Origin of the sequence: Nocardia miyunensis NBRC 108239 (assembly GCF_001613065.1) — a bacterium.
Taxonomy (GTDB): Bacteria; Actinomycetota; Actinomycetes; order Mycobacteriales; family Mycobacteriaceae; genus Nocardia; species Nocardia miyunensis.
The window spans coordinates 318,347-330,725 of the sequence record NZ_BDBQ01000001.1; the positions used below are offsets into that span (position 1 = coordinate 318,347).

At 67.8% G+C, this 12,379-nt stretch carries 12 protein-coding genes; all 12 read right to left on the reverse strand.

From position 1 onward, the window contains the following. Nucleotides 1-966: an NAD(P)H-dependent flavin oxidoreductase gene (locus NM2_RS01450; RefSeq protein ID WP_067662736.1), complete on the reverse strand. Its 966-nt coding sequence runs from the start codon at nt 964-966 to the stop codon at nt 1-3. Continuing rightward, complete coding sequence (locus NM2_RS01455; RefSeq protein ID WP_067662739.1) at nt 963-2,582, reverse strand: class I adenylate-forming enzyme family protein; 1,620 nt, start codon at nt 2,580-2,582, stop codon at nt 963-965. Before NM2_RS01455 ends, NM2_RS01450 begins: the two co-directional genes overlap by 4 nt. After that, nucleotides 2,579-3,628: an aldo/keto reductase gene (locus NM2_RS01460; protein ID WP_067663264.1), complete on the reverse strand. Its 1,050-nt coding sequence runs from the start codon at nt 3,626-3,628 to the stop codon at nt 2,579-2,581. The genes NM2_RS01455 and NM2_RS01460 overlap by 4 nt, the downstream gene beginning before the upstream one ends. Nucleotides 3,629-3,980: 352 nt before the next feature. Next, nucleotides 3,981-4,505 (reverse strand): DoxX family protein, encoded by a 525-nt coding sequence (locus tag NM2_RS01470; RefSeq protein WP_040831107.1) that lies wholly within the window; start codon nt 4,503-4,505, stop codon nt 3,981-3,983. Between the two features lie 22 nt (nt 4,506-4,527). Next, entirely contained in the window at nt 4,528-6,831 is a 2,304-nt protein-coding gene (locus NM2_RS01475; RefSeq protein WP_439956821.1) for an acyl-CoA dehydrogenase family protein, read from the reverse strand. Nucleotides 6,832-6,952: 121 nt separating this feature from the next. Then, nucleotides 6,953-7,384 carry an acyl-CoA thioesterase gene (locus tag NM2_RS01480; RefSeq protein WP_067662745.1) on the reverse strand — a complete coding sequence of 144 codons (432 nt, stop codon included), beginning with the start codon at nt 7,382-7,384 and terminating at the stop codon, nt 6,953-6,955. Next, a complete protein-coding gene (locus NM2_RS01485) occupies nt 7,381-8,049 on the reverse strand; it encodes a PaaI family thioesterase (protein WP_067662748.1) in 669 nt (222 codons plus the stop codon). The genes NM2_RS01480 and NM2_RS01485 overlap by 4 nt, the downstream gene beginning before the upstream one ends. Next, nucleotides 8,046-8,882 carry an acyl-CoA thioesterase gene (locus tag NM2_RS01490; RefSeq protein WP_067662751.1) on the reverse strand — a complete coding sequence of 279 codons (837 nt, stop codon included), beginning with the start codon at nt 8,880-8,882 and terminating at the stop codon, nt 8,046-8,048. Before NM2_RS01490 ends, NM2_RS01485 begins: the two co-directional genes overlap by 4 nt. Further along, complete coding sequence (locus NM2_RS01495; protein ID WP_083896330.1) at nt 8,875-9,654, reverse strand: enoyl-CoA hydratase-related protein; 780 nt, start codon at nt 9,652-9,654, stop codon at nt 8,875-8,877. The genes NM2_RS01490 and NM2_RS01495 overlap by 8 nt, the downstream gene beginning before the upstream one ends. A gap of 18 nt (nt 9,655-9,672) precedes the next feature. Then, complete coding sequence (locus NM2_RS01500) at nt 9,673-10,524, reverse strand: alpha/beta fold hydrolase (RefSeq protein WP_067662754.1); 852 nt, start codon at nt 10,522-10,524, stop codon at nt 9,673-9,675. 21 nt (nt 10,525-10,545) lie between these two features. Continuing rightward, nucleotides 10,546-11,532 (reverse strand): NAD(P)H-dependent flavin oxidoreductase, encoded by a 987-nt coding sequence (locus NM2_RS01505; RefSeq protein ID WP_040831102.1) that lies wholly within the window; start codon nt 11,530-11,532, stop codon nt 10,546-10,548. A gap of 9 nt (nt 11,533-11,541) precedes the next feature. Beyond that, the gene (locus tag NM2_RS01510) at nt 11,542-12,333 is read right to left on the reverse strand and encodes an enoyl-CoA hydratase/isomerase family protein (RefSeq protein ID WP_245717781.1); all 792 of its coding nucleotides are present in this window, start codon (nt 12,331-12,333) and stop codon (nt 11,542-11,544) included. Nucleotides 12,334-12,379 lie beyond the last annotated feature (46 nt).

Consider the following 12,379-nt stretch of genomic DNA (forward strand, 5'->3'; position numbering starts at 1 on the left):
TCAGCCCTTGTCCGACAGCGCCTTTCGCCAATCCCCGGGCACCCGCGCGGCGGCGAGTTCGGCCGCGAGCCGGTCCACGACCGCCTGCACACTCGGCACATCGGTGATCAAGGCGGTCGAGTGACCGGCGCTCCACACCGATTTCCACGGTTTGATTCCCTCGGGCAGGTTCGGGCGGTGTCTGCCGGTCGGGCGCGGCAGATTCCGCGGGTCGAGACCGGCGCGGACGATCGAGGGCTCGAGGAAACTGGCCGGCAGACCGGCGATCGCGTCGGTGAACAAGACGTCCTCACTCTTGGAGGTGACCAGCATCTGCTTGTGATCCTCGACGGTGCCCGACTCGGCCGTCGCGATGAAGCGGGTGCCCATCACGACGATGTCGGCGCCCAGCGCCAGGGCCGCGGCGATGCCGTTACCGTCGGCGATACCGCCGGCCAGCATGATCCGGCCGTCGAACATGCCGCGCACCTTCGGGAGGAACGCGAACGGCGACAGCGTTCCCGCATGCCCGCCCGCACCCGCGCACACCAGCATTAGCCCGTCGACACCGGCCTCGATCGCCTTTTCCGCGTGCCGGATGGTCGTCACGTCGTGGAAAACCATGCCGCCCCACTCGTGCGCCGTCTCGACGACCTCGCGCGGGTCACCCATGTTGGTCAGGATCAGCGGTGCGCGATGTTTGCGCAGCGTGGCCAGCGCGTGGTCCCGTGCCTGTTTGTCCGCCGCAGCGGAGGCCAGCAGGTTCACACAGAACGGCGCGAAATCGCCGCCGGAATCCACCGTCCGTTGCTCCGCCTCGCGGATCGCGTGCAGCCACGTGTCCAGGGTTTCCGGGCGGCGCGGATTGGCCGAGGGGAAGGCACCGATGACCCCGGCCCGGCAGGCCGCGATGATCAGGTCGAGATTGGAGACGATGAACATCGGCGCCGCCATCACCGGGATCCTGAGCGAGTTCCAGTTGATCATGCGTTCTCCACCTTGCCGAAGTATGTCGTCCGCAGATCGCTCTTGCGGATCTTGCCCACCGCGGTTCGCGGCAATTCGTCCACGATCGCCAGCTTTTCCGGCGTCTTCTGTTTGGCCAGACCGGAGGCGGCGAAATGCCCTCGCAGCCGGTCCAGATCGAGTTCGGCACCGGGCGTCAGCACGACGACCGCCGCGGCGACCTCGCCGTAGCGCTCGTCCGGCGCGGCGACCACCACACCCTCGGCGACGGCCGGGTGAGTGCACAGCACCTCCTCGATCTGGCCGGAGGAGATCGTCTCACCCGCGCGGATGATGACGTCCTTGATCCGGTCGGTGATCGAGATCCGGCCGTCGGCGTCGAAATGGCCCAGATCTCCGGTGCGCAACCAGCCGTCCTCGGTGAACGCGGCCTCCTCGAGCGAGGAGTCGCGGTAACCGACGAACTGGTCGGGCCCACGGGTGACGATCTCGCCGTCGACACCGACCGGCACGTCCCGGCCCTGCGGGTCCAGCACACGGACCTGCACGCCCGGCAGCGGGGCACCATCGGTATGAATGCGCGCCTCTTGCGGGTCGCCGATATCGCAGACGGTGATGGTCGGATGCTCGCTCGCGCCATAGCACCGGTAGGTCGTGATACCGGCCGCCGCAGCGCGTCTGCCCAACTCATCGGGAACCGTTGCCGCGCCCAGCATCATTTCCCGCAGGCTGGCCAGTTTCTCGTCCCGGTCCTGGACGTCGAGGATCCCGGTGAGATGGAACGGGGTACCCACCGTGGAGGTGACCCGGTACCGGCCGATCAGTTCGACCGCGACGCGGGGGTCCCAGTTCTCCAGGTAGACGGTGTCGGTGCCGTGCAGGATCGGACGCAACATGCCGCCCACACCGGCGATGTGACCGGGCGGAAACGAGACGAGATGCACCGCCCCCGGACTCGTATCCTGCAGGTGCGGCATCGTGCGCTGCTCCGCGAGCACCGAATTATGGCTGTGCTGAACACCTTTCGGTGCCGAAGTGGTCCCGGAGGTATAGACGAGCAGGCACACGTCATCGGAGCGCACCCGCGGCCTGTGATACTCGCCGTCGCGGTCGAGCTGCGACCAGGTAGTCACCCCCGCGTGGTGCTCGCCACCGACCACCACGATCTGTTCGAGGGTGGGAATCGCGGACAGCTGCGCGATCCGATCCGTGTAGCGAGTGGACCGAATCCGCTCGGGCATGATCAGGACCTTCGCCGCGGACTCCCCGAGAATGAACGACAGCTCGGCCGTGCCGTAGATGTGCACGACCGGGACCAGCGTCGCACCGGCGAGCAGCACCGCCTGGTAAGCCACCGCGCATTCGAACCGGCTGGGCAATTGCACCACCACCGCCTCGCCGGGCCCGACGCCCATGCCCTGCAACGCCGCGGCGATTCGCCGCGCCTCACGATGGATCTCGCCCACCGAGGTGTCGATCACCGTCTCGGCACCGGCGAATACCACTGTGGTGCTCGCATGCTTCCGCGCACCCTCCTCGAACGCGTCGAGCAACGTGCGGTCGGAATACCAGCCCTCGCGATACCACTTGGCGCGCAACGCCTCCCGGTCACGGCCCGGGCTCTCGGTGGTCGTCATGGATTCGCTCCGATCGTTCGGGAGGACCTGCGCAAGTGCTTGTGCCGCAACGCTCGCGGCTCGTAGGCGAGGTCGGCGCGCGCGATGGTCACACCCGGGGCGACCACCTCGTCGATGAGATCGAGCACCTCATCGGTCAATACGGTGCCCACCACGCGCAATTGGCTTTCCAGCTGATCCATCGTGCGCGGGCCGATGATCGTCGAGGTCACGGCGGGGTGTGCCAGCGTGAACCCGAGCGCCAGGGTGATCAGGTCCGTGCCCGCCTCGGCGGCGATCTCGGCGAGCCGTTCCACTGCCGCGAATTTGCGCCGCGCGCCTTCGGAGTCGATCCGCCAGGATCCGCGACCGAGGCGGCTGAACCGCGACGCATCGTCAGGTGTGTTGTCGCTGCGGTACTTTCCGGTGAGCCAGCCGCCGTTCAACGGGCTCCAGACGATCGTGCCCATGCCGTACCGCTGACAGGTCGGAAATACGTCCCGCTCGGCCCCTCGAACGAAGATCGAGTAGGGCGGCTGCTCACAGCGGGGCTTGATATGACCGCGATCGGTGGCAACCCACTGCGCCTCGACGATCGCCTCCGCGGGAAACGTCGAGGTACCGACCACACGCACCTTACCCGCGCGCACCAGATCCGACAGCGCGCCGAGGGTTTCGTCCAGATCGGTGGCCTCGTCGAGGCGATGCACCTGGTACAGGTCGATGTAGTCGGTGCCCAGGCGGCGCAGACTGTCCTCGCAGGCCCGTACGATCCACCGCCGCGACGCCCCGCGATGATTGGGGTCGCGGCTCATGGGATTGAAGAATTTGGTCGCGACCACCACATCGTCGCGCCGCCCGGCGATCGCCTTACCGACGATCTCCTCCGACTCCCCCCGCGAGTACACATCGGCGGTGTCGATGAAGTTGATGCCGGCATCCAGTGCGCGATCTATGATCTCGCGACAATCGTCGTGATCGGCATTGCCCAGAGCACCGAACGACATCGCGCCGAGGCACAGGCGTGAGACGGTGACGCCACTGCGCCCCAGGTGGTCGAATTCCATATTCATCGTCCCTTCCGAACGGACGCGCGATTACCGGACGAATGCGCGCGGCATGTGCTGAGCGTCCCTGGACTGATGAATGCTCTCGTGCTCGAAGTGAGTACACGCCAGAGCACCACGTCGGCCTTGTCGGCGCCACGATCCGTCAGCCATCGTTGCGCGCCTCGCGGGGCATTGGCGACCCCGGCGATCGCCTCGGCAGGCGCTCGGAGGAACGCGTCCGTGATCGGACGGCGTCCTCGGCGGTCCGCGCGACACCGCCGCCCACGTCACGCAGACGCACCAACCGGTCGTGATCGGTCGAAGGTGATTCCGCCGTCGCTTCCATCTGCTTCCTTTCGGACGAAACCGGTCAGGTCGGCTGGTTCGCAATGTCCGGTTCGCGCACGGGGCGGTAGCACGCGCCCAGCAGTGCCGCGGCCGCCGCGAGACCCAGCACCACCGAAATCACCAGCCCGGCCCAGCCGTCGAAGATGTTCTGCCCGAACAATGCCCGGTCCAGGCTGATCCGCCCGGCGCCGCCGACCGCGACCGATACCGCGCCGATCGCGAGGATGAAGTTGTACTCCCAGCCGTTTGCGGCGATGAAGAAACCGTGCGCGCGGTGCACCGTCCACGCGGCAACCGCCATCAGCGAGACGAAAGCGGCGGCCGCGAACGGAGTGAGCAGGCCGAGCGCGAACAGGATTCCGGCACCCACCTCGGTGCCCGCGGCAAGCCACGCCTGCACCGTGCCCGGACGCATGCCGATGCTGTCGAACCATCTCGCGGTGCCGGGAATTCGCCCGCCGCGGAACAGCTTTCCGTAGCCGTGGGCGGCCATGGTCAGTCCCAGGCACACCCGAAGCAGGGCCACGCCCGCATCGATCGAGGTCACGAGATCTCCTTGCCGGGTCGAATCAGGACAGTCGGGCCAGCACCGCACCGGCGGCGCGATCGCGCAGGTTCTCGGGGCGGCCGAGCGCCACCTGGTTGGCGGTGGCGCGGCGCAGCAGGAGGTGCGCGGGATGCTCCCAGGTGAACCCGATACCGCCGTGGATCTGGATGCAGTTCTCGGCCACCCACACCGCGGCGTCGAGTGCGGCCGCGGCCGCGATATCCGCGGACAGCCGCGCTTCGGCATCGTCGGGTCCGAATTCGGCGGCGGACAGTACCTGTGCGCGCGAACCCTCCGCTCGGACCAGCATGTCGGCACAGCGATGCGAAATGGCCTGGTACGAGCCGATCAGGTGGCCGAACTGCTCGCGCTGCCCGGCCCAGTCGACCGCGAGTGCCAGGGCTCGGTTGGCGACGCCCACCGAATCCGCCGCAAGCGCTACCTGGGCCACTCGCCTGGCGGCATCGAGAATTCGGGTCACCTCCGCTCCGCGGGCGATGATCTCCGGCTCGACACCGTCCAGCACAACCGTGCCGATGGTTGCGGTGACGTCCACCGATTCCTGGGGGTCGATCTCGGCCTCGATGGGTTTCACCGTGCCCAGAACGAGTTCGCCGGTGGCGTTTTCGCGGGCCAGCACCACCAGTTGGTCGGCGACCGGCGCACCGGGCACCCGCTCGACCGAACCCGACAGGCGAGTCCCGTCCAACGTCGGCAAGCGATCGTCGACGACCCAGCCACCGTCGTCGACGGGGACGACGAACGCGGCGGTGGCACCGTCGCACACCGCGCGCACGGCCTCGACGGCACCGGCCTGCCGCAGCACCTCGAGCGCGATGAGCGTCGGGACCAAGGGCACCGGCGCGAGGGCGTAGCCGACCTCCTCGACCGCGGCCGCGAGCAGGCGAAGGCTCGCGCCGGCGCCCCCGAGGTCCTCGGGAAGGGCGAGACCGGGCAGGCCGAACCTGATCAACTCGTCCCAGAGTCCGATGTCGTAGTCCGCGGGCTTGGTCGCCCAGGACAGCAGCTGTTCGGTGCCGGTGTGCGATGCCAGGGCCTTGTGCAGCACCTCGCGCAGCGCGGCCTCGTCCTCCTCGGGCGCGGTGAGCGGGCGGCCCGGTGCGACCGCGGCGGGGCGGGTGCCCTCACCACGATGCGACGGCAGGCCCAGAACCTGCTCGGCGATGGCGTTGCGCTGGATTTCCGCGGTGCCCGCGCCGATGGTCGAGGCCCGGGTCATGAGATAGCCGTACGTCCAGCGCCCGCCGTCGACGGCGCCCTCCGACCGGTTGCTCAGCGCAGCGCCCGATCCGGTCAGCCGCTGCGCGAGCCGGTGCAATTGTTGTTCGAACTCCGATTTGACCAGCCGGTTCACCGATGCGACGCCGCCCGGATCCTGTTGGCGCAGAACGGCATCGAGCGCGCGCGCGCTGTTCGCGGCGATAGCGCGCACACCGGTCTCGACGTAGGCGAGTTCCTGGCGGATCAGCGAGTTGTCCGCGTAACCCTGGTCGATCGCGAGGGCGAACACCTTGTCCACCAGGCCGCGATAGCGGAACTCGTCGGCCAGGAATGCGGTCGCGCGCTCGTGGCCCAGGGAGGTCCGCATCACCGACCAGCCGCTGCCCTCCTCCCCGACCAGATTCTCCACGGGCACCACGACATCGTCGAAGAAGATTTCGGCGAAGTGGTGACCGCCGGCCGCGTCGCGGAGCGGGCGGACGTCGATACCGGGCGAGTTCATCGGGATCAGCAGATAGCTGATGCCCGCCGTCCCCCGGCCTGCAGGACCCGTACGCACGAGCGCGAACATCCAATCGGCCTCGGCCGCCTGAGTTGTCCAGATCTTCTGACCGGTGACGCGATACGTGTCGCCGTCGCGCACGGCCTTGGTGGACAGCGAGGCCAAGTCACTGCCCGCACCGGGTTCGGAGAAGCCCTGGCACCAGCGCTCGTCCGCGCGCAGCAGTGGCTCGAGGAAGCGCTTCTTCTGCACCTCGGTGCCGTAGACGATCAGGGTGGACGCGACGATGAAGGCGATCGGGTTCGGATGCTTGGGCACGCCTGCGGCGCTGGTCATCCGGTAGTAGTCGAGCTGGTCCTCGAGACCGAGCTCGAGACCGCCGACCGCGCTGGGCCAGCCCGGCGCGGCGACCCCGGCGTCGACCATCTCCGACTGCCAGGCGCGCGCGGCCTCGGCGCGTTCCTTCGGGGTTTTCGGCCGCGGACGCTTGGCGTAGGCCTCGAGCAGGGCGGTCAAGCGCTCGCGCCAACCGTCCGGTGCGGCCGGTCCCTCCAGCGGTCCCGTCGTCGATCCCTCCACCACGCCTCCTCGACCATTCTCAATAATCACTAGGTTAACCTAGTGATAGGTTACAGCTTTCTTGTGCACAGCGGAAGTCCCGGGTGGGGAAGCGCCGTTCGACGCCCCGGGGAAATTCGGATTCTCAGGCGCCGGGCAGAAGCAGCTTGTGCGCCGCGGTCCGATACGCCTCGGTCAGCGGTGCGGACCCCGGCACACCCTCGACGGTGTTGACCTCGATCGACCGTGACGCCGCAACCAGACGGCCCGCCTGGAACAGCCCTGCCCGCTGCTCGATCGAGGACCGGCCGATCCGACCCAGGCCGATCCCGAGCTGAACCTCGCCCGGATACATCACTTCGGCGAGGTAGTCGATCTCGAGACGGGCCAGGACCATCCGCAGCGGTACCTCATCGGCCAGCAGATCGCTGGTCGCGCGAGACAGCGTGACGCGGCCTTCCTCGAACATGCGCGCGATCGCCACATTGTTCACGTGACGGAGCGGGTCGATATCCGCGAATATCAGACTGATCTCACGTCGGCAGGGATACGCCTCGAGCGGCAAGTGTTCGGTCATGTCACTATTCCTACGGAATCGGCCGCGCAGATGAACAATCCTCGGGCGGACACCGTCACCTGCCCGTCGGCGACGATCTCGCCGATCGTGAACAGCTTGCGCCCCTCGCGACGCAGCTGCCGGGCGCGCACGGTCAGCGGGACGTACAGCGGCGTCGGCCTCCGGTAGGTGATATCGAGTTGCGCGGTCATGCCGCCGACACCGGCCAATTGGTTCGCCACCGCCAGCGCCGCATCGAGCAGCAGTCCGCATACCCCGCCGTGCACGAGGGCGGGCGGACCCTGATACGGAAGCCCCAGGGTGACAACCCCTTCCGCCCATCCATCGCCGACGTCCCGCATCGTCAGCGGCGGCGCGAGCGGGTTCTCCGGACCCGTCGCCGGATCGTGCCGGGCGATTCCCTCGCCACGCCACATCTCCGACAGATGGGCGGGAACGGGACGAGTACGACCCTCGAGGGCCTCGGCGATACGCTGCAACTCTGCCGCAGCGGCCGGCAGGCCGCCGTCGTCGGGGGCTGTTCGCGCCAATGCGCCGATGATCCGCCGGACCGCGGTCACAGCATCGTTCAGCGGATCGTCGATCCGCGGCGCGGTCAGGCATGACTCACCGGGAGTGAAGCGGGACAACAACTTTCGGCGCGCCGGCACGGTCCAGTCGATCATCGCCCGTCCGGAGCCTCGCGTCGGGAGGGTCTATCGGTGTAGGCCATTTCCTGGGTCAGGCTCGCCACGATCTCGCCGTTGTCGACAACCGTGCCCGAGTACCAACCGCGTCTGCCCGCCGACACACCTTTCCCGAGATCGACAAAGAGCCAGTCATCCCAGCGCGGCGTGCGGTGGAACCACAACGCGTGGTCCAGGCTCGGGCCGAGGACCTCACTGCCGACCGTGCGCTGCAGACCCGCGGAGAAATCCGACATATAGGCGATCGCCGCGGCATGCCCGAGCGGATCATCCTGCGGCAGTTCACCATTGGGTCGAACCCAGAACCTCGTCGGGAAGAACTCGTCCGGACTCGACCAGTCCTGGACCCGAACCCGCAGGGCCAGTTCCGGATCCGGCGTGATGGCCGGGCACTGCTCGGGCCGAAGGCGCGGCGACACCTCCGACACGGTGTGTTCCTCACCGTCGGCCACTGTCCGGAAGGACGCCGACATGTTGAAGATCACCTCACCTTCCTGCAGCGCGACCACTCGGCGCGCCGAGTACGACCTGCCGTCCCGGTCGTTGTCGACCCGGAAGAGCACCGGGCGAGCGCCGTTGCCCCGGCGCAGAAAGTATCCGTGCAACGAGTGCGGCAGCCGGTCCGGCTCGACCGTCGCCCCGCAGGCGAGCAGGGCCTGCGCCATCACCTGGCCCCCGTACAGTGCGCGATCGACCTCGAAAAGGTGTACCGACCGGAACAGCCCCCGGTCGATCCGGTCGAGCTCGAGCACATCGGTGAGCGGGACCGTCCGTAGCTGGTCCGCAGAGCTCGGCGCGGCCACCTCAGGCATCCGAACTCGATTTGGCCGGGCGCTTGTCGAAGCGGTCGCCGATGTCCTTACCGTCCGGCCGCCACGACGCCGACGCCTCCGCCTCGAGGCCGAGCGCGTGTGCGACCGAAGCACCTGCGCCCTCCTTGAGCAGGCGTAGCATGCGCTGCACCGCGACCGGGTGGCTCGCCGCGATCGATGCGGCGATCGCGAGGGTGCGCTCCATCAACTGTTCGTGCGGCACAACCTCGTTCGCCAGACCGATGCGCAGTGCGGTCGCCGAGTCGATCGGATCGCCGCTGAGAATGATCTGAATCGCGGCCGGCAACCCGACGATCCGGGGCAGCATCGCACTGCCGCCCCACCCGTTCAGCAGTCCTATCGAGGCATGCGTGTCGGCGAACACGGCCTTCTCGGAGGCGATGATGAACGAGCAGTTCACCGCGAACTCGAAAGCTCCCGTGTAGCACGGCCCGTTGACCGCGGCGATCACCGGCTTGCCGATCGCGCGCACGACCTGGGTCGGCGTGGTTCCCTCGGTGCGCGGCGGCGGACCGGTCAGCGCCTCGGGCAAGTCGACGCCCGCAGAGAAGGCTGTTCCCGCGCCGGTAATGACCACGACCCGTACGTCGTCGTCGGCATCGGCCTTCCACAATTCCCGCTTGATCGCCTTGCGCATCGCCCGATTGATCGCATTGCGCCGATCGGGCCGATTCAGCGTCAGAATCGCGACGTGGCCCTCGCGGGTCACCACGACCGGTTCGGCGTCGAAATCGTCGTTCTTCTCACCCATCGCGACTCCCTAACATTCTCAAACGAATTCGACTACTGCCTCGGTGAACGCGTCGTTGTCGTCGCCTGCCGCGGTATGACCCGCACCGCTCAACTCCACGAACCGTGCGCTCGGCACCACCGCCAGGAACTCCTCGACGGCCTCGGCGCTGACCACGTCGGACATCGCGCCGCGGATGACCAGTATCGGCACTCCCAGCCCGGCTGCGGCCGACTCGAGTTCGCGCACTCGCGCCTGCACGTCCTGGTCCGGCTTGCGGAGAAACTGCGGGTCCCAATGCCATCGCCAACGTCCGTCCGGGCGCTGTCGCAGGTTGCGGCGCAAGCCTTCCGGACTACGCGGACGGGTTCGATGCGGCAGGTACGCCGCAACCGCGTCCGCTGCCTCCTCCAGGCTGGCGAAGCCGTCCGGATTGCCCTCCATGAAGGTCCTGATCCGGCTTCCGCCCCTGCGTTCGATCCGCGGCACCACATCGACCAGGACGAGCTTGCGGACTCGGTCGGCGCCCAGGTCACCGGCGACCTGCAGACCGGTCAATCCGCCGAGGCTCGCTCCGACGAGCGTGACCGGTTCCCCGATCTCGTCGATGACCGCGCGCACGTCCTGAGCGAGAATGTCCCATCCGTATTCAGCGGCCGATTGCGCCCACGCGCTGTCCCCATGGCCGCGAGTATCGATCGCGATGACGCGAAACCCCTTGGCCGCCAGGTGAATACCCGTCCTCTTCCACGAGTGCCGGGTCTGCCCGGTTCCGTGCAGCAGCAGCGCCACCGGGTCACCGTCCTTCCCCCAGCAATCCCCCGCCAGCCGCAGATCACCGGCCCCGCGGAATTCCACGGGGCGGCCCTGCTCAGCGGTAGCGATACTCATTGCGCTCCTTGTCCGAAAGTGTCAGGAGACCACGACCGGATCCGAGATCAACGCTGCGTTGCGACGCAGGACGGTCTCGGCCTCGGCCGCGATCCGGGTGACCAACTCGGCGGCGGTCGGGATGTCGTGGATCAGGCCCTGCACCATTCCGACGGTCCAGATGCCAGCCTCGGGATCACCGTTCTCGTAGACCTTACGGCCGCGAGTGCCCGCGACCAGCTCCTGCACGTCCTTGAATCGTCCACCCTTACCGAGGATCTCGACGACTTCCGCACTCACCGAGTTCTTCGCCGCGCGCATGGTGTTGCGCAGCTGCCGGAAGATCAGCTGAGTATCGAGCTCGCTCGCCTCGACGATCTGTTCCTTGACCCGCTGGTGAATCGGGCTCTCCACGGTGCACATGAAGCGAGTGCCCATATTGATGCCGTCCGCTCCGAGCGCGAGCGCGGCAGCCAGGCCCCGGCCATCGGCGAAACCGCCGGAGGCGAGGATCGGGACGGTCAGTTCGTCCGCCGCCGCCGGAATCAGCACCAGCCCCGGGACGTCGTCCTCGCCGGGATGTCCGGCGCACTCGAAGCCATCGATGCTCAGCGCGTCGACGCCGAGGCTCTGCGCTTTGAGTGCGTGCCGGACGCTGGTGCACTTATGGATCACCTTGATGCCGTGCTGCTTGAAATGCTCGACGTGCACCTGCGGATTCGACCCCGCGGTCTCGACGATCCGTATCCCGGACTCGATGATCGCCTGCCGGTACTCCTCGTACGGCGGCGGATTGATCGACAACGTGAGGGTGAGGTTGACGCCGAACGGCTTGTCGGTCATCTCCCGGGCGCGCGCGATCTCTTTGGCCAGATCCTCCGGCGTGGGCTGAGTGAGTCCGGTGATGATGCCCAGGCCGCCGGCCTCGGAGACCGCGGCCGCGAGCTCGGCGCGACCGACCCACATCATGCCGCCCTGGACGATCGGATGCTCGACGCCGAACTCTTCGGTGAATCGCGTCTTCAACATGGAGGACTCCTAGACGTGTGCGGTGGTGGCCTGTGAGTCGGGCCGATAGAAGACGGCCTCGCGCTTCTCCGAAAAGGCCGCCCGGGCCTCCTGCGCATCGGCGCCGAGCATGTTGTTGGCCTGAGCGTGGTTCTCCCGCTGCAGCGCGGCCTCGATGCTGCCACCGTCCGCGGCGGCGTCGAGCAGCTGTTTGGTCAGCGAGAGCGCCTGGGCGGGCGCGTGCACCAATCGCCGGGCCATGGACTCGACCGTACTGTCGAGTTCCTCGGCAGGCACGATTCGGGTCACCAGGCCGAGCTCGGAAGCCTCTGCGGCCGAGAGGATTTCACCGAAGAAGGCGAGTTCTTTGGCCTTCTGCAGGCCGACCAGGCGGGGCAGCAGCCAGCTGCCCCCGAAGTCGAGCGAGAGCGCGCGGCGGATGAAGATCTGGGAGAACCTTGCTCGGTCGGTGGCGACGACGAGGTCGCAGCCGAGCGCGAGATTCCAGCCGGCGCCGACCGCGACGCCGTCCACCTTGGCGATGGTGGGGATGGTCAGCGCGGACAACGCCTCGGCGGCGTGACTGGCGCGCTTCATATAGTCCAGTGCGTCATCGGAGATTCCGTCCAGGTCGGCTCCGGAACAGAAGTCTCCGCCGGCACCCGTCAGCACCATCACCCGATCGCCTGGTCTGCGTTCTATCTCGGTGAAGGTTTCGGCGAGCTCACGCCACATCGCCGGGCTGCCGGCATTCTTCTTCTCCGGCCGTGACATCACAACCGTCACCACCCCGTCGTGGCGTTCGACTTTCAACGTCTGCACCGTGCCTACCTCTCCGCCGACCTGCTGGCAGCGCCGCCAGAACCTT